Origin of the sequence: Variovorax sp. HW608 (assembly GCF_900090195.1) — a bacterium.
Taxonomy (GTDB): Bacteria; Pseudomonadota; Gammaproteobacteria; order Burkholderiales; family Burkholderiaceae_C; genus Variovorax.
The window spans coordinates 3841122-3862831 of the sequence record NZ_LT607803.1 but is presented as its reverse complement, the minus strand read 5'-3'; the positions used below and the strand labels follow the sequence as shown (position 1 = coordinate 3862831).

Sequence of the window (21710 nt, the reverse complement as noted above, 5' to 3'; positions counted from 1 at the left end):
TAAATGTAAAAACAATTTACAAAAGATGGTAGCACCGGGCAGGCCTGCGCAAACCACTCCAGAAGCCACTACCGACGAATGGTCTCATGACTTTTGACACGTCGGACAGAAATACGTCGAGCGCTGCCCCTGCCGCAACTGGCGGATCGGCGTTGCGCAAACCCTGCAGGGCTCGCCGGCGCGGCCGTAGACCGTGGCTTCGAGCTGGAAGTAGCCGCTCTGGCCATCGACATTGGAAAAGTCGCGCAGCGTGCTGCCGCCGCGCTCGACGGCGCGCGCGAGGATGTCCCGGATGGCCGCATGCAGGCGAAGCGCCCGCGGCCTGCTGATGCGCGAAGCGGCCAGCGTGGGCCGGATGCCGGCCAGGAAAAGCGCTTCGGACGCATAGATGTTGCCGACGCCCACCACCACGTCGCCGGCGAGCAGCACCTGCTTCACGGGTGCCCGCCGCCTGCGCAAGCCCGCGTGGAAGGCGTCGAAATCGAAGCTGTCGCCGAGCGGCTCCATGCCGAGCCCGCCCAGGAGCTTGCCGGCGAGCGGCGATGCTTCGTCCTCCACGTAGACCACGGCGCCGAAGCGGCGCGGATCGTTGAGGCGGAGCGTGCCGCGGCTGGTCACCAGATCGAAGTGGTCATGCGCGCCGGCGGCCGGCAGCGACGCATCGAAGCGAAGGCTGCCGGACATGCCGAGGTGCAGCAGCAGAAGCCCCACGTCGAGATCGACCAGCAGGTATTTCCCGCGCCGGCGCACGCCCTTGACCGTGCGTCCGACGAGCAGCCCCGGATCGACCGAAAGCGCCCACCTGAGGGGCTTGCCGACGCGAACCGCCTCGATGCGGGCGCCGGCAATGCGATCGGCAAAACCGCGGCGGGTGACTTCGACTTCGGGTAGTTCGGGCATGACGGGGAAAGCCTGACGCGAATCACGCCGCATCCGGCGTGGCTGGCTCTCGTTTAAGAAGCGTGGATTATTATGATTCGATGAATCTTTCGCTCCGCCGATCCCGCCTCGCGGCGGCCGCAATCACGGCTCTGGTCGCACTTGCCGTGCAGGCCCAGACAGAGCCCCCGGCACCCGCCGCCCCCACCAGCCCCGCACCGATCATCGAGCCCGCCGAACCTGCGGCCACCCCGGAAGCGACCGCGCCTGCCCCCGACAAGCCGGTGGTGGAGCCTTCCGCGATGACCGCCGATCTCTTCTACGAAGTGCTGATGGGCGAACTCAACGCCCGCGGCGGCGACCCTGGCGGCGGCTACGGCCTGATCCTCGATGCGGCACGGCGTTCGCGCGACGACAAGCTGTTCCAGCGCGCGGTCGAGATCGCACTGCAGGCGCGCTCCGGCGATGCGGCGCTCACCGCGGCCCGGGCGTGGAAGGAGACCATTCCGAATTCGCGCGATGCGCGGCGCTTCGAGCTCCAGATCCTGATCGCTTTGAACCGCATCGGCGAAACGGTCGAGCCGCTTCGCGCGGAAATCGCGGCCACTCCGCAGGTCGAGCGCCCCTTCCTGATGGCGGTGATCGCGCGCAACTACAGCCGCGCGACCGACAAGAAGCTTGCCGCTTCGGTCGTCGAACAGGCGCTCGCCGACGAGCTCAAGAACCCCGCCACCGGCGGTGCGGCGTGGGGGACCGTGGGCCGGCTCAAGCTTGCGGCCGGCGACCCCGCTGGCGCACTCGAAGCGGCGATCAAGGGCCAGGCGATGGACCCGTCTTCGGAAGGCCCGGCGCTGCTCGCACTGGAGCTGATGGAGCCCTCGCAGCCGCAGGCGGAACCGATCGTCAAGCGCTATCTCGAGGGCCCGAAGGCACAACCCGAGATGCGCATCGCCTATGCGCGCGTGCTGGTCGAAGGCCGCCGCTACGCCGATGCGACCGCGGAGCTTTCGAAACTCACGGCAGCCAAGCCCGAATTGCCGGAGCCCTGGCTGCTGCTTGGCAGCCTGCAGGCGCAGGCACGCCAGGACGCAGCGGCAGAGGCTTCCCTGCGCAAGTACATGTCGCTCGCCGAAATGCAGCGCGACCAGGATGCCAAGGAACGAGGCCTGAGCCAGGCCTATCTGCTGATGGCCCAGTTGTCCGAACGGCGCAAGGATTTCGCGGCTGCCGACAGCTGGCTGGCGCGCATCGACAACTCCGACGACCTGCTCGCTGCGCAGGTCCGCCGGGCCACGCTGCTGGCCCGTCAGGGCAAGCTGGCCCAGGCTCGGGAGCTCGTGCGCAGCCTGCCCGAGCGCACGCCCGACGAGAAGCGTGAGAAGTTCCTCGCCGAGGTCCAGCTGCTGCGCGACGCCAAGCAGTACCAGGCCGCCTACGACATGCTGGGCCAGGCGAGCGCCGCCACACCGAGCGACACCGATCTCATCTACGACCAGGCCATGGTCGCCGAGAAGCTGAACCATCTCGACGACATGGAGCGCCTGCTGCGCCGGCTGATCGAGCTCAAGCCCGACAACCAGAACGCCTACAACGCGCTCGGCTATTCGTTCGCGGATCGCAAGGTGCGCCTCGAAGAGGCGAGGACGCTGATCCAGAAGGCAGTCCAGCTCGCGCCGGACGATCCCTTCATCGCCGACAGCCTCGGCTGGGTCGAGTTCCGTCTCGGCAACACGACCGAGGCCGTGAAGATCCTCGAGGACGCCTACAAGCGCCGGCCCGACCCCGAGATCGGCGCGCATCTCGGCGAAGTCCTGTGGACCGCGGGCCAGCGCGACCGGGCGCTCAGCATCTGGAAGGAAGCCAACCTCGCCGATGCCGACAACGAGACGCTGCAGGAAACGCTCAAGCGCCTGCGCGTGAAGCTTTGAACCGGCGAGCCCTGCTGCTGTCGGCTTGCGCCGCGGCGCTCGCGGTCGCCGGCTGCGCCACGCCGGGCACGTCGAAGCAAGCCGGACCGGGTGAGATCGAAGCATGGAGCGGACGGCTCTCGCTGCGGATCGACAGCCAGCCGGCCCAGACCTTCTCGGCGCTGTTCGAGCTGCGCGGTGCACCGCAGGCCGGCGAGCTCACGCTCACGAGCCCGATCGGCAACACGCTCGCACAGCTTCACTGGGCGCCGGGCGAGGCCTTGCTCAGGAACGGCACCGAAACGCGGCGCTACGACTCGGTCGACGCGCTGATCGAGGCCGCCACCGGCGCGGCGATCCCGGTCGCAGCCCTCTTCGGCTGGCTCGCGGGCCGCGAAGACCGCGTGCCCGGCTGGCGGCCGGACCTGTCCCAGATCGGCGCCGGCAAGCTGCAGGCAACGCGCGAATCGCCCGGGCCGCGCGCCGACCTTCGCATCGTGTTCGAGCCCGCATGAAGGCCATCTACGACCTCCCCGCACCGGCCAAGCTGAACCTCTTCCTGCACATCACCGGCCGACGTGCGGACGGCTACCACCTGCTGCAGTCGGTATTCATGCTGATCGACTGGAGCGATACGCTGCATTTCGAACGCCGGGACGACGGCCGGATCACGCGCGAGGACCTGACCACGCCGCTGCCCGCGGACGATCTCGTCGTGCGCGCCGCGCGGGCGTTGCAAGGCCTCACCGGGATCACGCAGGGCGTACACATCGGCGTTGCCAAGGAGGTCCCGGCACAGGCCGGAATGGGGGGCGGATCTTCCGACGCCGCGACCTGCCTGCTGGCGCTGAACCGTCTCTGGGGCCTCGATCTGCCGCTCGCAAGACTCGAGCAGATCGGGCTCGGCCTGGGCGCGGACGTGCCGTTCTTCCTGCGCGGACACAACGCGTGGGTCGAGGGAATCGGCGAGGAAATCACACCGGTCTCGCTGCCGCCGGGGCGCTTCGCCGTGGTCAAGCCGGACCGGGGCATCGACACGCGAGATATTTTTTCAGCGCCGGACCTCCAACGCGCGACTCCTGCTGCTATACTCTCTGGCTTTGCTGCATACAGTGAAGCGAGAGCAGACAGTTTTCGCTTTGACTTCGGTCATAACGACCTGCAGCCGGTCGCAGAGAGGCTCTGTCCCGCGGTCGCCCAAGCCATCGATTGGCTCGGGTCTCAAGGGTTGGAGGCGCGCATGACCGGCTCTGGAAGTTCAGTGTTCGCGGCAATGCGGCATGATGCAGAATTGGCCGAGGCCCCAAAGGGGTGGCAGGTTCGCAAGTGCAGCAATCTGGCTGTTCATCCTCTGGTGGGGTGGGCGGTCCAGAATTCAGAGCGCTCTGCGGTCTGATGCGACATATATCGGTGAGTGGCATTGGCCACTGACCTGTGTAGGGGAGTCGCCAAGCTGGTTAAGGCACTGGATTTTGATTCCAGCATGCAAAGGTTCGAATCCTTTCTCCCCTGCCAAATCTTCATTCACAAGATTGTTGGCGGCTCCTCCAAAGGGCCATTTCGCATTGCCGGATGCACTTAGCCGGGACGCTCATGCAGGCTCATAACCCTGATTTCATGGTTTTCACCGGCAATGCCAATCCAGGGCTTGCCGCTGAGATTTCTCAGCACCTCGGTACTTCGCTGGGCGCCGCACGTGTCGGTCGCTTCTCCGATGGCGAAGTCACCGTCGAGATCAACCAGAACGTCCGGGCGCGCGACGTGTTCGTCGTCCAGTCGACCTGCGCGCCGACCAACGAAAACCTGATGGAACTGCTCATCATGGTCGACGCGCTCAAGCGCGCATCGGCCGAGCGCATCAGTGCCGTGATCCCCTATTTCGGCTACGCCCGCCAGGACCGCCGTCCGCGTTCGAGCCGCGTGCCGATCTCGGCCAAGGTGGTCGCCAACCTGCTCGAAACCGTGGGCGTGGCGCGCGTGCTGACCATGGACCTGCACGCCGACCAGATCCAGGGCTTCTTCGACATCCCGGTCGACAACATCTACGCGTCCCCGGTCCTTCTGGGCGATCTGCGCCAGAAGAACTACGAAGACCTGATCGTGGTCTCGCCCGACGTCGGCGGCGTGGTTCGCGCCCGCGCGCTGGCCAAGCAGCTCAATTGCGACCTCGCGATCATCGACAAGCGCCGTCCGCGCGCCAACGTGAGCGAAGTCATGCATGTCATCGGCGAGATCGACGGCCGCAACTGCGTGATCATGGACGACATGATCGACACGGCCGGCACGCTGGTCAAAGCGGCCGAAGTACTGAAGGAACGCGGCGCCAAGAAGGTGTACGCCTACTGCACGCACCCGATCTTCTCGGGTCCGGCCATCGAGCGCATCGCCAAGGGCAGCGCGCTCGACGAAGTGGTCGTGACCAACACGATCCCGCTCTCCGCCGGTGCGACGGGTTGCGCCAAGATTCGCCAACTGTCCGTGGCACCGCTGATCGCCGAGACGATCCAGCGCATCGCCAAGGGCGAGTCGGTCATGAGTTTGTTCTCCGACCAGGAAAACCTCTTCTGAGATCCTGATCCGAGCAAAAGCCGGGCTTCCTTCGGGAAGCCTTTTTTAAACCGGAGTCGCACTGGTCGCGGTCGACTTCCACAGGAGTTGAGTTATGAAATTCGTCGCTTTTGAGCGCGCCAAGCAGGGTACGGGTGCGAGCCGCCGTCTGCGCATCTCGGGCAAGACGCCCGGCATCGTCTACGGTGGTGAAGGCCAGCCCCAACTGATCGAACTCGATCACAACGCGCTGTGGCATGCCCTCAAGAAGGAAGCCTTCCACTCGTCCATCCTCGAGATGGAACTCGGCGGCCAGGTCTCGAAGGTCCTGCTGCGTGACGTGCAGTACCACCCCTTCCGTCCGCTCGTGCAGCACGTCGACTTCCAGCGTGTCGACGCCCGCACCCGCATGACCGTCAAGGTGCCGCTGCACTTCAAGGGCGAGGAAGAGTCCACGGCCGTCAAGCTCGATCACAACCTCGTGAACCACGTGATGACCGAAATCGAAGTCAGCTGCCTGCCGGCCGACCTGCCCGAGTTCATCGAGATCGATCTTTCAGGCCTGACCAAGAACGCGACCGTCACGGTCAAGGACATCAAGCTGCCGAAGGGCCTCAAGTTCGTGGCCCACGGCAAGGGCAACCCGGTCGTGGTGTCCGCTGTGTCGCCGCTGGTTGCGGAAGAAGCGCCCGCTGAAGGCGCCGCAGCAGCCGAAGCCGCTCCGGCCGCAGCCAAGACGGAAGCCAAGGCTCCCGCCAAGAAGAAGTAATTCGCGCATCCCCTGCGTTTGCGATGGCCCGCCCCGTGCGGGCCATTTTGTTTTGGGCAAACGCAGAGCCAACATAATCCACGCATGATCAAGTTGTTCGTCGGCCTCGGAAATCCCGGTCCGGAATACGAAGCCACCCGGCACAACGCCGGCTTCTGGTGGATCGACGCGCTCGCGCGCGACCTGAAGCTCACGCTCACGCCGGAGCGCTCGTATCACGGCCTGGTGGCGCGCACGCAGGTGAACGGCAAGCCGCTCTGGCTGCTGGAGCCGCAGACCTTCATGAATGTCTCGGGCAAGTCGGTCGCCGCGCTGGCCCGCTTCTTCAAGATCGAGCCGAAGGAGATCCTCGTGGTGCACGACGAGCTCGACGTGGTGCCGGGCCAGGCCAAGCTGAAGCTGGGCGGCAGCCATGCCGGCCACAACGGCCTGCGCGACATCCATGCGCAGCTCGGCACCGGGGACTACTGGCGCCTTCGGCTCGGCATCGGCCATCCGGGCGTGAAGTCCGAGGTGGTGAGCTGGGTGCTGAAGAAGCCGCTGAAGGAACAGAGGGAGGCCATCGACGACGCGATCGTCCGCACGCTCCATGCATTCCCGGCCCTCGTGGCCGGCGAGATGGACAAGGCGACCTTGCTCATCCACACGAGCAAGCCGCCTCGCCCCAAACCGCCGAGGCGAGAGCCCGACGGCGGGGCCGAACCCGCCGCGGGCTAGCGGAAGAAGAGACGGAAGGGAGAAACAAGAATGAAGCTGTCACACACCACAACCATCGCCGGACGCTGTGCCGCGCTGCTCATGGCGACGTACAGCCCCTGGAGCGCCGTCGCGGCCGAGGGCGGCGGCATCTGGCGCTGCGGCAATACCTACACCGATCAGCCCTGCAAGGGCGGCCGGCTGATCGACGTCGACGACACCCGCGACGCCCGCCAGAAACGCGACGCCGACGACACCATCCGCGATGCCCACACGGCAGCCCATCGCATGGAGGGCGATCGCCGGCGACTCGAGGCAGCGGGTGCAGGCAACCGGCCGGCCGTGATCGACAACGCCCCGCGAAACATGACCCCGGGCAGGGATTCGGCGCCGCGCAAGGGCAAGAAGGAAGTGCTCTACGCCAGCATGCAGACCGGCCAGGACGCGGTGCCGAAAAAGAAGAAATCGAAGAAGGCGGAAAAGAAGAATTCCGGCGACTAGCCGGCTTCAGGACACCGAGGCGGCACCCGTGGAACCCGCCTCGTCCGCTTCCTTGGCGGCCGTGAGCCGCTGGAACTTCTGCCACAGGGTTTCGCGCGATTCGACGTGCGCCGGATTGACCGGGATGCACGCAACCGGGCAGATCTGCACGCACTGCGGTTCATCGAAGTGGCCGACGCATTCGGTGCACTTGTGCGGGTCGATCTCGTAGATCTCCTCGCCCATGGAGATCGCGTCGTTCGGGCACTCCGGCTCGCAGACATCGCAGTTGATGCATTCGTCGGTGATCATGAGGGCCATGGCGCGATTATCGACCCGGCGGCCGGCGCCCGCCCGTCAGCGCCGGATGCCCCCACAGCGCGTGCAAGCGCCGCCGCCCCAGGCAATCACGGGCACGGTCGTTGCGTAACTGCGGTTATGCTGCGCCCCGCCTTATGAGTTTGTTCCTGTTCAAGCGCTTCGTGACGCTGATCGCAACACTGATCGGCGCTTCCATCATCGTTTTCCTCGTGCTCGAGATCCTTCCGGGCAACGCGGCTCAGATCCTGATGGGTCCGGATGCCTCACCCGATGCGGTGGCGGCACTCGCAGCCAAGCTCGGCCTCGACCAGCCCGCCTGGAACCGCTACTGGCACTGGATCGGCGGCCTCCTCACCGGCAATCTCGGCGACAGCTACGCCTACAGCTCGCCGGTCATCGACCTCATCCTCGAACGGCTCGCGCTGACCATCCCGCTCGCGCTCCTGGCGATGACCTTCACCACGGTGCTCGCGCTGCTGGTCGGCGTGACGGCCGCGGCGCGTCACAACAAGCTCGGCGACGTCGGCCTCATGGGCCTCACCCAGGTGGGCATCGCGATCCCCAATTTCTGGTTCGCGATCCTGCTGATCCTGGTCTTCTCGGTGCAGCTGCAGTGGTTCTCCGCCGGCGGCTTCGAGGGCTGGGACGAAGGCATCCTCGCCGGGCTGAAGTCGCTGCTGCTGCCCGCGTTGTCGCTCGCCGTGGTCCAGGCCGCGATCCTGGCCCGCATCACGCGCTCGGCGGTACTCGAGGTGATGCGCGAGGATTTCGTGCGCACCGCGCGGGCCAAGGGCGTGTCGCAGCGCGCCGTGCTCTGGCGCCATGTGCTGCGCAATGCGCTGATCCCGGTCATCACGGTGATGGGCATGCAGTTCTCCGAGTTGCTCGCCGGGACGATCGTGGTCGAGAACGTGTTCTACCTCCCGGGGCTCGGCCGCCTGATCTTCCAGGCCATCAGCAACCGCGACCTGATCGTGGTGCGCAACTGCGTGATGCTGCTGGCGGCGATGGTGGTGATCGTCAATTTCGTCGTCGACGTGCTCTATGCCGTGATCGACCCCCGCATCAAGGCCCACGACATATGAGCGCAGTCCCTGTTGCGGTGCCCAGCGGCGCCGCCCTCCAGGTCCCCGGCTTCTGGCGCCGCGCGATGCACCATCGCAGCTTCGTGGTCGGCGCCGTGCTCACGCTGCTCCTGCTGCTGGCCGCCGCGGTGTCCCTGGTGTGGACGCCCTGGTCGCCCTACGAGATGGACATCGCGAGCAAGCTCCAGAAGCCCGGCGCCACGCACTGGCTCGGCACGGACACCTTCGGCCGCGATGTCGCGTCGCTGCTGCTCGTCGGGGCGCGCGCATCGATCCTCGTCGGCGTGATCGCGGTCGGCATCGGCCTGACCGTCGGCACGGCACTCGGCCTGCTCGCGGCGGCGCGGCGCGGATGGGTCGAGGAAGCAATCATGCGCTTCGCCGATTTCTCCATGGCCTTCCCCGCGATCCTGTCGGCCATCATGATGACCGCCGTCTTCGGCGCGGGCATCGTCAACGCGATCATCGCGATCGGCATCTACAACATCCCGACCTTCGCACGCATCACGCGGGCATCGGCCAACGCGATCTGGTCGCGCGAGTACATCGCGGCGGCGCGCGCCTGCGGCAAGGGCTCGTTCGCTATCACGATGCAGCACGTGCTGCCCAACATCTCGGCGGTGCTGATCGTGCAGATCACCATCCGCTTCGCGATCGCGATCCTCGCCGAAGCCGCCCTCTCCTACCTCGGCCTCGGCACACAGCCACCGCAGCCTTCGTGGGGCCGCATGCTGAGCGAAGCCCAGACCATGATGTTCCAGGCGCCGCTGCTCGCGGTCTTTCCCGGCGTGGCGATCGCTCTCGCCGTGCTGGGCCTGAACCTTCTGGGCGACGGCCTGCGCGACCTGCTCGACCCACGACTCGCACGCGCCCGCTGAGCCCGACATGCCACTTCTCGAAGTCAAAGATCTCCACGTCCAGCTGCAGACCCAGCGCGGCCCGGCCGAAGCGGTGCGCGGCATCGACTTCACGCTGGAGCGCGGCGAAACCCTGGGCATCGTCGGCGAATCCGGCTGCGGCAAGTCGATCACGGTGCAATCGCTGATGGGCCTCCTGCCCTCGACCGCCAAGGTCAGCGGCAGCATCCGCTTCGACGGCACCGAGCTCGTCGGCCTCCCGGAGCGGGAGATGTGCAAGATCCGCGGCGACCGCATCGGCATGATCTTCCAGGAGCCGATGACGGCGCTGAACCCGGTCCACACCATCGCGCGGCAGGTCGGCGAGCCGCTGCGGCTGCATCGGGGGCTTTCCGCCGGCGACGCGCGCAAGGAAGTGCTCGCGCTGCTCGAGCGCGTGGGCATCCCCGATGCCGCGTCGCGCCTCGACGCCTATCCGCACCAGTTCTCGGGCGGCCAGCGCCAGCGCATCGGCATCGCGATGGCGCTGGCCTGCGGGCCGGACCTGCTGATCGCCGACGAGCCGACCACCGCGCTCGACGTCACGATCCAGAAGCAGATCCTCGACCTGATCCGCGGCCTGGTCGCGGAGCGCGGCATGGCGCTGATCCTGATCTCGCACGACCTCGGCGTGATCGCGCAGAACGTCTCCAGGATGCTCGTGATGTACGGCGGCAGCGTGGTCGAAAGCGGCCCCACCTCGTGCGTCTTCGCCGAACGCGCGCATCCCTACACGCGCGGCCTGTTCGCGGCGCGGCCTGAACTCGGCACGCCACGCGGCGCCAGGCTGGCCACGATCAAGGGCAGCGTGCCCGAACTGGTCGATCTGCCGAAAGGCTGCCCGTTCGCGGGTCGCTGCCGCTACACCGTCGATGACTGCAATGCGACGCGGCCTCAGCCAGTGCGGCTGCCGCACGATCATCTGGCGCGTTGCATCCGGCTCGGCGAAATCGCCGCCGAGGAAGGAGTCGCGGCATGACGAACGCGCCGCCCCCCCTGCTCGAAGTCACGCAGCTCGTGCGCCACTACGCGCTGCCGCGCGAGCGCCTCTTCGGTACGCCGCCGATGGTCAAGGCGCTCAATGGCGTGAGCTTCAGCGTCCGCCCCGGCCGCAGCCTCGGGATCGTCGGTGAATCGGGCTCCGGCAAATCGACCATCGCGCGGCTCGTGATGGCGCTCGACAAGCCGACCTCGGGCAGCGTCAAGCTGCTCGGCGAAGACCTGCATGCCTTGCAGAGGGACGCACTGCGCAAGGCGCGCCGCAATTTCCAGATGGTCTTCCAGGACCCTTACGGTTCACTCGATCCGCGCCAGACGGTCGAGCGCATCGTCGCCGAACCGCTGGAAGCGCTCGGCGAAACCACGCGTGCGCAGCAGCGCGAACTCGCAGGCGAATCGCTGGCCGCCGTCGGCCTGCGCCTCGCCGACCTGCACAAGTACCCGCACGAGTTCTCCGGCGGGCAGCGGCAGCGCATCGCGATCGCGCGCGCGCTCATCACGCGGCCGAAGCTCATCGTCGCCGACGAGCCGGTGAGCGCGCTCGACGTCTCGGTGCAGGCGCAGGTGCTCAACCTGATGCAGGACCTGCAGCAGCAGTACGGCGTCAGCTACCTCCTCATCAGCCACGACCTCGCGGTGGTGAACCACCTGTGCGACGAAGTCTGCGTGCTGCACCGCGGCCTCGTCGTCGAACGCGGCGAGCCGCAGCATCTCTTCGCGCATGCGGCGCATCCCTACACGCAGGCCCTGCTGGCCGCGGTGCCGCGCGCGGAACCGGTCGCCGCGGCATGAGCAAATACTTGCCGAGCCGGTTGCGGCCCGCCATGATGTAACGTTTGTTTCTTGACACCACAGCTTTCTCTGGAGCCCAGACACCATGTTGAAACGCCGCACCCTCCTGACCACCGCCGCACTCGCCACCGTGCCGCTCGCGCTGCCGCAGATGGCGCTGGCGCAAGGCCGCAAGGACGCGATGGTGATCGGCATGGCGCTCGAACCGCCGGGGCTCGACCCGACGGCCGGTGCGGCCTCCGCGATCGCCGAGATCGTCCACTACAACATCCTCGAGACGCTGACCAAGATCAATTCGGACGGCAGCGTCACGCCCCTCTTGGCCGAGAGCTGGGAAGTCTCGCCGGACCTGCGCACCTACACCTTCAAGCTGCGCCGCGGCGTCAAGTACCAGAACGGCGAACCCTTCAACGCGCAGACGGTGAAGTTCTCCTTCGACCGCGCGGGCAGCGAGAAGAGCACCAACAAGGACAAGCGCACCTTCGCCAACCTGAGCACGCAGGTGGTCGATGACTACACGGTGGTGCTCATCAACAAGGAGATCGACCCCGACCTGCCCTTCCTGCTGGGCCAGGCCACTGCGGTGATCGTCGAACCCAAGAGCTCGGACGCCAACGCCACCAAGCCCGTGGGCACGGGCCCCTACAAGCTCGACACCTGGAACAAGGGCAGCTCGGTGGTGGTGAGCAAGTGGGACGGCTTCCGCAACCCTGGCGCGATCAAGCTCAACAAGGTCACCTTCCGCTTCATCTCCGACCCGGCCGCGCAGGCCGCGGCGATGCTGGCCGGCGACGTCGATGCCTTCCCTCGCATCGCGACCCGTGTCGTGCCGCAGTTCAAGGCCAACCCGCAGTTCCAGGTGATCCTGAGCGGTTCGCGCGCGAAGACCATCCTGTCGATCAACAACAAGCGCAAGCCGCTCGACGACGTGCGCGTGCGCCGCGCGATCTCCGCAGCCATCGATCGCAAGGCCGTGATCGAAGGCGCGGTCGACGGCTTCGGTGTGCCGATCGGCAGCCACTACGTGCCGGGCGCACCGGGCTATGTCGACACCACCGGCGTGAACCCCTTCAACCCCGAGAAGGCCAAGCAGCTGCTGGCCGAGGCCGGCGTGAAGACGCCGCTCGAACTCACGATGACGCTGCCGCCGCCGCCCTACGCCCGCCAGGGCGGCGAGGTGATCGCCGCGCAACTGGCCAAGATCGGCATCAACGTGAAGATCCAGAACGTCGAATGGGCGCAGTGGCTCAGCGGCACCTACGGCAACAAGGACTACGACCTCAGCATCGTCTCGCACGTCGAGCCCTTCGACCTCGGCAACTACGCCAAGGCGGAGTACTACTGGCAGTACCAGTCGAAGGACTTCACCGCGGTGTACGACAAGATCAAGACGACCGGGAACACGGCCGAGCGCAACAAGCTGCTCGGCGATGCGCAGCGCATCCTGGCCACCGACGCGGCCAACGTCTTCCTGTTCCAGCCGCAGTGGCCCACGGTTGCCAAGAAGGGCGTGAAGGGGCTGTGGAAGGACATGCCGATCTTCGTCAACGACCTGTCGGCGCTGTCGTGGTGAGCGGTCCGCTGAACGAACTGGGCGCACGGGAACTCGCCGCCGCGTATCGCGAAGGAAGCCTGTCGCCGGTCGAGGTGACGCAGGCGGTGCTCGACCACGTCGCGCGCTGGGAGCCGCACCTGCAGGCCACCTGGCTGCTGCGGCCCGAGTCGGCGCTCGAACAGGCGCGCGCCTCCGAAGCGCGCTGGCGGCGCGGCGAGGCCCGCGGCCCGCTCGACGGCGTGCCCACCACCATCAAGGAGAACATCGCGACGCGCGGCGATCCGATGCCTGCGGGCACGGCCGCCGTGACGCTGCAACCGGCTGCCGCCGATGCGCCACCGGCCGCGCGCCTGAAGGAAGCCGGCGCGGTCATCTTCAGCAAGACCACCATGCCGGACTACGGCATGCTGTCTTCCGGCTTGTCGAGCTTCCACACGCTGGCGCGCAATCCGTGGGATCTGTCGAGGACGCCCGGCGGTTCCAGTGCGGGCGCCGGCGCGGCTGCCGCGGCGGGTTACGGTCCGCTGCACATCGGCACCGACATCGGCGGCTCGCTGCGCCTGCCGGCGGGCTGGTGCGGCATCTTCACGCTCAAGCCCAGCCTGGGCCGCATCCCGATCGATCCGCCCTACATGGGCCGAGCCGCCGGGCCGATGACGCGCGGCGTGGCCGATGCCGCGCTGATGATGCGCACGCTCGCGCAGCCCGATGCGCGCGACAGCATGAGCCTGCCTGCCCAGGAGATCGACTGGGACGCTTTCGATGCCGCCGTCGACCACCTGCGCGGCCTTCGCATCGGTCTCTTGCTCGATGCCGGCTGCGGCCTGGCCGTCGACCCCGAGATCCGCCAGGCCGTCGAACACGCCGCACGGCTCTTCGAGCGCGCCGGCGCCATCGTCGAGCCGATGCGGCCCTTCATGTCGCAGGCCATGCTCGACGGCATGGACCACTTCTGGCGCATGCGATCGCTGGTGGACATGAAGGCGCTGCGGCCCGAGCAGCGCGAAAAGGTCCTGCCCTACATCCGTGCCTGGGCCGACAGCGCAGAAGGATTCAGCGGCGAATACGTCTTCCGCGCCTTCAGCCAGTTCCACGCGACGCGCGTCGCAGCGGTTGCGGCCTGCGCGAAGTACGACTTCGTGATCTCGCCCACGGCGCCGAACATGCCGGCCGCCGCCGAAGCGCCCTCGCCGACCAACGACCCGTTGCGGCCGCTGGAGCACATCGGCTTCACCGTGCCGTTCAACATGTCGGAGCAGCCGGCCGCGTCGATCAACTGCGGCTACGCGAAGGACGGTCTGCCGATCGGCTTGCAGATTGCCGGCCAGCGCTTCGACGACCTCGGCGTGCTCAAGGTGTCGCGCGCCTTCGAGCTCATCCGCGGGCCGCAGCGGCCCTGGCCGCAACCGCCCGTGGCCTGAGGGCGCAGCGCGCGCCACGCGCGCGCAGCCGCGTGGCAACATGGACGTTTCTGCGATCCACGCCAGGAGCCACCTTGAGTTCTGCGCCCCGCCTTTGCGACAGCCTCGGCAACCCGCTCAGCCTCGACGACCCGGCGAGCCTGCGCGCCGTCAATGACTTCGTCGAAGGCTTCATCTCGTGCGAGGCGCGCGCGGTGGACGTACTGGCCGCCGCGCACGACCCGAGCCCGATCGTGCAGGCGTATTGCGCCACGCTGCACCTGTTCGCGGAGTCGGGCGATGCGGTCGCGAACGCGCGCCCCTTCATCGAGCGCGCAGAGGCGGCGTCGGCCCGCGCGACCTCGCGCGAGCAGCGCTACATCGCAGCCGTCGCCGCCTGGGCCGAGGGCGACATCACGCGCGCCATCGCGCTGCACGAGGAGCAGGCGAAGGAGCATCCGCGCGACCTCGCCTCACTGAAGCTCGGGCAGTACCACTGCTTCAATGTCGGCGACTGCCCGGGCATGCTGCGCCTGGCATTGACGGCGCTGCCGCACGCCGGCGACGTGCCCTATCTGCATGGCATGGCCGCCTTCGGCCACGAGCAGTGCCACCGGATGCGCGACGCCGAAGCCAGTGCGCGCCGCGCGATCGCGATGGAGCGCAAGGAGCCCTGGGCACACCATGCGCTGGGCCACGTGATGCTCACCGAAGGGCGGCTCGCGGAAGGCCTGGACTTCATGCGCCGCGTGAGCGACACCTGGGTCGGGCTCAACTCCTTCATGGTCACGCACAACTGGTGGCACGTCGCGCTGTTCCTGATCGACCTGGGCCGCGATGCCGAAGCGCTCTCGGTCTACGACCGGCAGGTGTGGGGCGTGGTCAAGGACTATTCGCAGGACCAGATCGGCGCGGTGTCGCTGCTCGCGCGCTTCGAACTGGCCGGCATCGACGTGGGCGAGCGCTGGCAGGACGTCGGCAACTATCTCGCGCGCCGGCTCGATGACCACGTGCTGCCCTTTCTCGACCTGCAGTACCTCTACGGCCTCGCACGTGCCGGTCGCCCGGAAGCCGATACGCTGCTCGCGCACATCGAAGGCTTCGCGCCGCATGCGCCGCTTTCGACGCGCGATGCATGGCAGCACGTCTGCGTGCCGGCCGCACGCGGACTGCTCGCGCATGCGCGCGGGGAATGGGGAACTGCGATCGAGGAACTGGGGCAGGCCTTGCCGCGGCTCGTCGAGATCGGCGGCAGCCACGCGCAGCGCGATCTGTTCGAGCAGGTCTACCTCGACGCGCTCGTGCGCAAAGGCACCGGCAGTTCGCTCGCCGGCGCGCAGGGCATCCTGCAGCAGCAGCTCAACCGCCAGCCCGAATCGCTGCGCCTCTTGCGGCAGGCATCGGCGGTGTATGCCCGCCTCGGCCTGCCCGCCTGAGCTCAGCCCTTCGCCACTTCGTGCTGAGCCATCAGCTCGAGCGCCTTCACCAGCGCCGAGTGGTCGAGCTGGTCCCACCCATGGGTGGCGCAGGACTGCATCAGCTGGGCGGCCGACGCGGTCTGCGGCAATGCGACCGACATCGCCTTCGCGCCGGCCAGCGCAAGGTTCAGGTCCTTCTGGTGCAGGCCGATGCGGAAGCCCGGATTGAAGGTGCGCTTGATCATGCGTTCGCCGTGCACCTCGAGGATGCGGCTGGCCGCGAAGCCGCCCATCAGCGCCTGACGCACCTTGGCGGGATCGGCGCCGGCCTTGCTCGCGAAGAGCAATGCTTCGCCCACCGCCGCGATATTGAGCGCCACGATGATCTGGTTCGCCACCTTGGTGGTCTGGCCGTCGCCGTTGCCGCCGACGAGCGTGATGTTCTTGCCCATCTTCTCGAACAGCGGCCGGGCGCGCTCGAACACCGCTTCGTCGCCGCCGACCATGATCGTGAGGCTCGCGGCCTTGGCGCCGACTTCGCCGCCGGAGACCGGCGCGTCGAGGTAGTCGCAGCCGAGTTCGTTGATCTTCTTCGCGAAGCGCTTGGTGTCGATGGGCGAGATCGAGCTCATGTCGATCACCGTCTTGCCCTTCGAGAGGCCCGAGGCGACGCCGTCTTCGCCGAACAGGACCTGCTCGACGTCGGGCGTGTCGGGCAGCATCAGGATCACTACATCCGCCGCGCGCGCCACGTCGGCGTTGGTCGCGCAGGCGGTCGCTGCCTTGAGCGCCTCGGGCACCTTGCTGCGCGTGCGCACGAACATCTCGTGGCCGGCCTGCAGGAGGTTCTGCGCCATCGGCGCGCCCATGATGCCGAGTCCGATGAATCCGATCTTCATGATCAATGTCCTTTCAGTAAGAAGTCGAGCCCGCGGCCGGCTGCGCGGCGCGCATCTTCGCGAGCACCTGCTGCGAGCCCGCGGCCATGAGGCGCGCATCCGAACTCACGGTGACGAACTGGAAGCCCTTGGCGATGCGTGCGAGCGCGCCTTCGGGCGTTCCGTTGTGGATGCCGGCCACGAGTCCGTGCGCCTTGGCGCGTTCGAGGATGTGGTCGATGGCCTGCTGGACGGGCGGATCGACGTCGTCGAAGACCGGCCTGCAGCCCAGTGCGAGCGAAAGGTCCGACGGCCCGATGTACACGGCGTCGAGGCCCTCCACCGACATGATCGCGTCGAGGTTCTCGAGCGCCTGCGCCGTCTCGATCATCGCGAAGGTGACGATGGTGTCGTTCGCGTGCTGCGGGTAGTCGGCGCCGCCGTAGAGCAAGGCGCGCACCGGGCCGAAGCTGCGCGTGCCGCGCGGCGCGTAGTGCGTGTAGGCCACGAGCCGCGCGGCTTCGTCGGCCGTATTGATCATCGGGCAGATGACGCCGTAGGCGCCGGCGTCGAGCGCCTTCATGAGCGCGGCCGGGTCGAGCCACGGCACGCGCACCACCGGCACCGTGTCGGTGGTCGAGATGGCCTGCAGCATGGGGATCATCGATTGGTAGTCGACGACGCCGTGCTGCAGGTCGATGGTGAGCGAATCCCAGCCCTGGTGAGCCATGGTCTCGGCCGAGAAGCCGTTTGGGATCGCGAGCCAGCCATTGACCGCGGCACCTCCAGATTTCCAGAGCGTCCGCAGGCGGTTTTCTCTCATGGTGTCTCCTTGTCGTGTCGGGGAGCGCCCGGCGGGCTCAGCGATCGAAGGCGGGCCGCTTGGGGTCGAACTTCCAGCCGGGGATCAGGCACTGCATCGCCACCGCATCATCGCGCGAACCGAGGCCGTGCTGCTTGTAGAGCTGATGCGCCTTCTCGACTTCGGCCATGTCGAGCTCGATGCCGAGGCCGGGCTTCTTCGGCACCTGCACCATGCCGCCCGCGATGCGGAGCGGCTCCTTCGTGAGGCGCTGGCCGTCCTGCCAGATCCAGTGGGTGTCGATCGCCGTCACCCGACCCGGCGCGGCGGCGCCGACGTGGGTGAACATCGCGAGCGACACGTCGAAGTGGTTGTTGGAGTGCGAGCCCCAGGTGAGCCCCCAGTCGCGGCAGGTCTGCGCGACGCGCACCGAGCCGGCCATGGTCCAGAAGTGCGGGTCGGCCAATGGGATGTCCACCGACTGCAGCGAGAGCGCGTGCGCCATCTGCCGCCAGTCGGTGGCGATCATGTTGGTCGCCGTCGGCAGGCCGGTGGCGCGGCGGAACTCCGCCATCACCTCGCGGCCGGAGAAGCCCTCCTCGGCGCCGCAGGGGTCCTCGGCATAGGCGACCACGCCGCGCATCCGGTGGCCGAGCCGGATCGCATCCCTGAGCAGCCAGCCGCCGTTCGGGTCGAGCGTGACGCGCGCCTCGGGGAAGCGCTCGTGCAGCGCGACGATGGCGTCGACCTCCTCGTCGCCGCGCAGCACGCCGCCCTTGAGCTTGAAGTCGTTGAAGCCGTAGCGCTCGCGCGCCGCTTCGGCCAGGCGCACGATGGCTTCGGGCGTCATCGCCTTCTCGTGGCGCAGGCGGAACCAGGCGTTGTCGGCCTCGGGCTCGCGTGCGTAGGGCAGATCGGATTGGTCGCGATCGCCGACGAAGAAGAGGTAGCCCAGCATCTCGACCGCATCGCGCTGCTGGCCTTCGCCGAGCAGCGCCGCCACCGGCACGTCCAGATACTGGCCGAACAGGTCGAGCATCGCCGATTCGATCGCGGTCACCGCGTGGATGGTGGTGCGCAGGTCGAAGGTCTGCAGCCCGCGCCCGCCGGCATCGCGGTCGGCGAACTTCTTCTGCACGCGTTGCAGGACGCCTTGGTAGCCACCGAGGGCCTGCCCCACGACGAGGTCGCGCGCGTCCTCGAGCGTCTGGCGGATCTTCTCGCCGCCGGGCACCTCGCCCACGCCGGTGCGGCCGGCGCTGTCCGTGAGGATCAGCAGGTTGCGGGTGAAGAAGGGGCCGTGGGCGCCGCTGAGGTTCAGCAGCATGCTGTCGCGGCCGGCGACGGGGATCACGCGAAGTTCGGTGATCCTGGGTGTGGAGTTGGACATGACGGGTGCTCTCTCAATCTGCGGTGATCTTGCCGGTCTCGATGACTTTCTTCCAGCGGGCGTATTCCTGTTGCTGGAAGGCAGCGAACTGCGCCGGCGTATTGCCGACGACTTCGAGGCCGATCGCTGTGAACTGGCTCTTCACCGCCGGATCGTTGAGGGCCGCGACCATCGCACTATGGGCCTTGTCGCGGACCGCCGTGGGCAAGCCCTTTGGCGCGACGATGGCTTGCCACGAGTAGACGTCGACGTTCTTCACGCCCGCCTCGGCGATGGTCGGCACGTCCGGCAGGACCGGCGAGCGCTTGTCGCCGGTGACCGCGAGCGCCTTGAGCTTGCCGCCCTTGATGTACTGAACCACCGCGTTGACGTTCTGGAACGACGCATCGACCTGGCCGCCCAGAAGATCGGTGATGGCGGGCGCGCCCCCCTTGTACGGCACGTGCAGGCCGTGCGTCCCGGTCTGCTGCCAGAAGAGCTCGGCCGTGAGATGGTCGCTCGATCCATTGCCGGACGACGCGAAGCTCATCTTGCCGGGATTCGCCTTCAGGTTCGCGATGACGTCAGCGACCGATTTGTGCGGCGAGCTCGCCGGGACCACCAGCACGTTCGGCGCCTGCACCGCGACGGTGATCAGATCGAAGTCCTTCAGCGCGTCGTACTGCAGGCCCTTGATGAGATGCGGCGCGATCACCAGCGGGCCCAGCGAGGTGACGAGGAAGGTGTAGCCGTCCGGCGGCGAGCGCTTGACCTGCATCGCGCCGATGGTGCCGGTCGCGCCGGCCTTGTTGTCAACGAGGAAGGTCTGGCCCAGCTTCTCGCCGAGCTTGGGAGCGATGGCGCGGGCGACCATGTCGGTCGAACCGCCGGCCGGGAAGGGAACGATGACGTTCACCGTCTTCTGCGGCCAGTCCTGGGCCTGGGCCCCGGTGGCGGCCGCGAGGGCGATGGCACACGCAGCAAACAGTTTCCTTGTGGTCATGGTGGATGTCTCTCTTGCGATGGTAGCGCTATCTTCGGTATGCGAATGATAGCGCTACCGTGCGATTCGGCAACCGGTTCGGACCTAGGGTTTACGCGGATCAGGCGCTTTCGCGCTCGGCGATCGAGAAGCCGATGTCGACCACGCGCTCGCCGACCTGCCGCCCTTCCGCGCGCTCGACGATGAACTGCGCGGCCTGGCGGCCGATGGCGGCGCCGTCGATGCGGACCGTGGTCAGCGCGGGCTCGAGGTCGGCCGCGAATTCGAGGTCGCCGAAGCCGACGACCGAGAGCTGGCCGGGCACGGCGATGCCGCGCGCCTGCGCCTCGATCATCACGCCGAGCGCCAGCAGGTCGGAGCTGCAGAACACCGCATCGATGGTCGGATGCTCCTTCAGCAGTTCGGACAGCGCGGCGCGACCGCTCTTGAGCGTGGTGGGCGCCGGCACGCGCTTGATCGGCACCTCGGGCAGCCCCGCCGCGCGTGCCGCCTCGCTGAAGGCGCCGTGGCGCCGGCGCGAGCGCTCGTCGTCGCCTGCGACGACCGCGAGATGGCGGCGCCCTTTTCCGTGCAGGAATTCAGCCACCTTGCGGCCCACTTCCACGTGGGAGAAGCCCACCAGCATGTCCAGCGGGGTCGGCGTCAAATCCCAGGTCTCGACCACCGGGATGCCCGCGGCCAGCAGCCGCTTGCGCCCCTCGGGCGAATGCATGATCCCGGTGAGCACGATGCCGTCGGGCCGGCGGCCGATGATGGCTTCGAGCAGCGCGTCCTCGCGCGAATCCACATAGCCGCTCTGGCCCAGCATCAACTGGTAGCCCCGTTCCGCCAGCGCCTCGGTCAGCGACTGCACCGTCTGCAGGAACACCGGCCCGGCGATCGAGGGCACCACCGCCGCGACGAGCCGGCTGCGCGTCGACGCCAGTCCGCCGGCGAGCACGTTGCGCACGTAGCCGGTGCGGCTGACCGCCTCGGTGACCTTCCTGAGCACCTCGGCCGACACCTGCGAAGGCGAGCTCAGCGCGCGCGACGCCGTGATCGGCGCCACGCCGGCGAGCTTCGCGACATCGTGCAGGGTGACCGCGCCGCTGCCGCGGCGGGAACGTCGGGCGGGGGCGGCGCCATCTTTGCTCATGCCTGCGATTCTAGGCGCGCTGATAGCGCTACCGCGCGCTGGCCGACACGGCTACTTCTCGAGGTGCCGGCGCTGGTCGTAGGTCGGCTGCACCGGCAGGCCCTCGAGGTGCCGCGTATCGGCCCAATCGACGATCTCGATGCGATCGGGCGCGGCGGCATCGCCCAAGCGGATGCGGTTGAAGCCGGCATTGGGGATCTGGCTCTGGCGCGGGCCATTCAGCCCCAGACCGCGGGCGGTGCGCCAGACCATGTCGAGCACCCCGCCATGCGTCACCACCAGCACGGTCTGGCCCGGGTGCGCGGTGGCGATGCTGCCGAGCGCATCCATGATCCGCGCGTGGAACTGCCGTGCGGACTCGCCTTCGGGCATCGCATGGTCTTCGCGGAACTGCAGCCAGTCTTCCCATGCGCGCGGATGCAGGCTCTGGATCTCCTCGGCGCGCATGCCTTCGACGACGCCGAAGTTCTGCTCGCGCAGCGTGACCGAGGTGGCGATCGCGAGCTCGAGCTGCGCCGCCGCCGGAGTGGCGGTCTGCTGCGCGCGCATCAGGTCGCTGCTGACGAGATATTGCACAGCCTCGCGCGCCAGCCGCAGGCCCAGCCTGCGCGCCTGCTCGTGGCCCGTGTCGTTGAGGGGCACATCGATGTGGCCCTGAAATCGGAGTTCGCGGTTCCAGTCGGTTTCGCCGTGGCGGATCAGGATAAGTTCAGTGGGCATTGGGGCCTATTGTCCGCGCACCGGGTGACGTCGCGGTGTCCGCACGCAATCGCGGAGAA

At 67.7% G+C, this 21710-nt stretch carries 22 protein-coding genes and 1 tRNA gene; 15 read left to right on the top strand and 8 right to left on the bottom strand.

Annotated features, from left to right (window positions below; genetic code table 11):
- Window positions 1-84: 84 nt before the first annotated feature.
- Window positions 85-900 carry a bifunctional DNA-formamidopyrimidine glycosylase/DNA-(apurinic or apyrimidinic site) lyase gene (gene mutM / locus VAR608DRAFT_RS18230; RefSeq protein ID WP_088958849.1) on the bottom strand — a complete coding sequence of 272 codons (816 nt, stop codon included), beginning with the start codon at window positions 898-900 and terminating at the stop codon, window positions 85-87.
- A gap of 80 nt (window positions 901-980) precedes the next feature.
- Here mutM and VAR608DRAFT_RS18225 point away from each other — a divergent pair, with 80 nt between their 5' ends.
- The 8 genes from VAR608DRAFT_RS18225 (at window position 981) to VAR608DRAFT_RS18190 (ending at window position 7299) form a co-directional block, all read left to right on the top strand.
- Entirely contained in the window at window positions 981-2807 is a 1827-nt protein-coding gene (locus tag VAR608DRAFT_RS18225) for a tetratricopeptide repeat protein (protein ID WP_088955333.1), read from the top strand.
- Complete coding sequence (locus tag VAR608DRAFT_RS18220; protein ID WP_088955332.1) at window positions 2804-3301, top strand: lipoprotein insertase outer membrane protein LolB; 498 nt, start codon at window positions 2804-2806, stop codon at window positions 3299-3301. The genes VAR608DRAFT_RS18225 and VAR608DRAFT_RS18220 overlap by 4 nt, the downstream gene beginning before the upstream one ends.
- Window positions 3298-4182, top strand: coding sequence for a 4-(cytidine 5'-diphospho)-2-C-methyl-D-erythritol kinase (gene ispE, locus VAR608DRAFT_RS18215; protein ID WP_088955331.1), 885 nt, complete (start codon window positions 3298-3300; stop codon window positions 4180-4182). Before VAR608DRAFT_RS18220 ends, ispE begins: the two co-directional genes overlap by 4 nt.
- A 42-nt stretch (window positions 4183-4224) precedes the next feature.
- A tRNA-Gln gene (locus VAR608DRAFT_RS18210) sits at window positions 4225-4301 on the top strand.
- Window positions 4302-4379: 78 nt separating this feature from the next.
- Entirely contained in the window at window positions 4380-5354 is a 975-nt protein-coding gene (locus VAR608DRAFT_RS18205; protein ID WP_088955330.1) for a ribose-phosphate pyrophosphokinase, read from the top strand.
- Window positions 5355-5448: 94 nt separating this feature from the next.
- A complete protein-coding gene (locus VAR608DRAFT_RS18200) occupies window positions 5449-6102 on the top strand; it encodes a 50S ribosomal protein L25/general stress protein Ctc (protein ID WP_088955329.1) in 654 nt (217 codons plus the stop codon).
- A gap of 84 nt (window positions 6103-6186) precedes the next feature.
- A complete protein-coding gene (gene pth, locus VAR608DRAFT_RS18195; RefSeq protein ID WP_088955328.1) occupies window positions 6187-6819 on the top strand; it encodes an aminoacyl-tRNA hydrolase in 633 nt (210 codons plus the stop codon).
- A 30-nt stretch (window positions 6820-6849) separates the two neighbouring features.
- Window positions 6850-7299, top strand: a complete 450-nt coding sequence (locus tag VAR608DRAFT_RS18190; protein WP_088955327.1) for a hypothetical protein — start codon at window positions 6850-6852, stop codon at window positions 7297-7299.
- Window positions 7300-7305: 6 nt separating this feature from the next.
- Here VAR608DRAFT_RS18190 and VAR608DRAFT_RS18185 read toward each other — a convergent pair whose 3' ends face one another.
- Complete coding sequence (locus VAR608DRAFT_RS18185) at window positions 7306-7599, bottom strand: YfhL family 4Fe-4S dicluster ferredoxin (RefSeq protein ID WP_088955326.1); 294 nt, start codon at window positions 7597-7599, stop codon at window positions 7306-7308.
- A gap of 134 nt (window positions 7600-7733) precedes the next feature.
- Here VAR608DRAFT_RS18185 and VAR608DRAFT_RS18180 point away from each other — a divergent pair, with 134 nt between their 5' ends.
- The 7 genes from VAR608DRAFT_RS18180 to VAR608DRAFT_RS18150 all read left to right on the top strand — a co-directional run bounded on the left by VAR608DRAFT_RS18180 (window position 7734) and on the right by VAR608DRAFT_RS18150 (window position 15762).
- Complete coding sequence (locus VAR608DRAFT_RS18180) at window positions 7734-8684, top strand: ABC transporter permease (RefSeq protein WP_088955325.1); 951 nt, start codon at window positions 7734-7736, stop codon at window positions 8682-8684.
- Window positions 8681-9562 carry an ABC transporter permease gene (locus tag VAR608DRAFT_RS18175; protein ID WP_088955324.1) on the top strand — a complete coding sequence of 294 codons (882 nt, stop codon included), beginning with the start codon at window positions 8681-8683 and terminating at the stop codon, window positions 9560-9562. Before VAR608DRAFT_RS18180 ends, VAR608DRAFT_RS18175 begins: the two co-directional genes overlap by 4 nt.
- Window positions 9563-9569: 7 nt before the next feature.
- A complete protein-coding gene (locus VAR608DRAFT_RS18170) occupies window positions 9570-10559 on the top strand; it encodes an ABC transporter ATP-binding protein (protein ID WP_088955323.1) in 990 nt (329 codons plus the stop codon).
- A complete protein-coding gene (locus VAR608DRAFT_RS18165) occupies window positions 10556-11371 on the top strand; it encodes an ATP-binding cassette domain-containing protein (RefSeq protein WP_088955322.1) in 816 nt (271 codons plus the stop codon). The genes VAR608DRAFT_RS18170 and VAR608DRAFT_RS18165 overlap by 4 nt, the downstream gene beginning before the upstream one ends.
- 85 nt (window positions 11372-11456) lie before the next feature.
- Window positions 11457-12944, top strand: a complete 1488-nt coding sequence (locus VAR608DRAFT_RS18160; RefSeq protein ID WP_088955321.1) for an ABC transporter substrate-binding protein — start codon at window positions 11457-11459, stop codon at window positions 12942-12944.
- Window positions 12941-14347: an amidase gene (locus tag VAR608DRAFT_RS18155; protein WP_088958848.1), complete on the top strand. Its 1407-nt coding sequence runs from the start codon at window positions 12941-12943 to the stop codon at window positions 14345-14347. Before VAR608DRAFT_RS18160 ends, VAR608DRAFT_RS18155 begins: the two co-directional genes overlap by 4 nt.
- 74 nt (window positions 14348-14421) lie before the next feature.
- Window positions 14422-15762, top strand: a complete 1341-nt coding sequence (locus tag VAR608DRAFT_RS18150) for a tetratricopeptide repeat protein (protein WP_088955320.1) — start codon at window positions 14422-14424, stop codon at window positions 15760-15762.
- Window positions 15763-15764: 2 nt separating this feature from the next.
- Here the strand turns inward: VAR608DRAFT_RS18150 and glxR are convergent, their stop codons facing one another.
- From glxR to VAR608DRAFT_RS18120, 6 genes are all read right to left on the bottom strand, one after another.
- Complete coding sequence (gene glxR / locus VAR608DRAFT_RS18145; RefSeq protein WP_088958847.1) at window positions 15765-16643, bottom strand: 2-hydroxy-3-oxopropionate reductase; 879 nt, start codon at window positions 16641-16643, stop codon at window positions 15765-15767.
- Window positions 16644-16656: 13 nt separating this feature from the next.
- A complete protein-coding gene (locus VAR608DRAFT_RS18140) occupies window positions 16657-17445 on the bottom strand; it encodes an HpcH/HpaI aldolase family protein (RefSeq protein ID WP_088955319.1) in 789 nt (262 codons plus the stop codon).
- A 37-nt stretch (window positions 17446-17482) separates the two neighbouring features.
- A complete protein-coding gene (gudD, locus tag VAR608DRAFT_RS18135) occupies window positions 17483-18814 on the bottom strand; it encodes a glucarate dehydratase (protein WP_088955318.1) in 1332 nt (443 codons plus the stop codon).
- Between the two features lie 13 nt (window positions 18815-18827).
- Window positions 18828-19796, bottom strand: a complete 969-nt coding sequence (locus VAR608DRAFT_RS18130) for a Bug family tripartite tricarboxylate transporter substrate binding protein (RefSeq protein ID WP_088955317.1) — start codon at window positions 19794-19796, stop codon at window positions 18828-18830.
- Between the two features lie 100 nt (window positions 19797-19896).
- Window positions 19897-20931 (bottom strand): LacI family DNA-binding transcriptional regulator, encoded by a 1035-nt coding sequence (locus VAR608DRAFT_RS18125; protein WP_088955316.1) that lies wholly within the window; start codon window positions 20929-20931, stop codon window positions 19897-19899.
- Between the two features lie 51 nt (window positions 20932-20982).
- The gene (locus VAR608DRAFT_RS18120) at window positions 20983-21651 is read right to left on the bottom strand and encodes a histidine phosphatase family protein (RefSeq protein ID WP_088955315.1); all 669 of its coding nucleotides are present in this window, start codon (window positions 21649-21651) and stop codon (window positions 20983-20985) included.
- Window positions 21652-21710 lie beyond the last annotated feature (59 nt).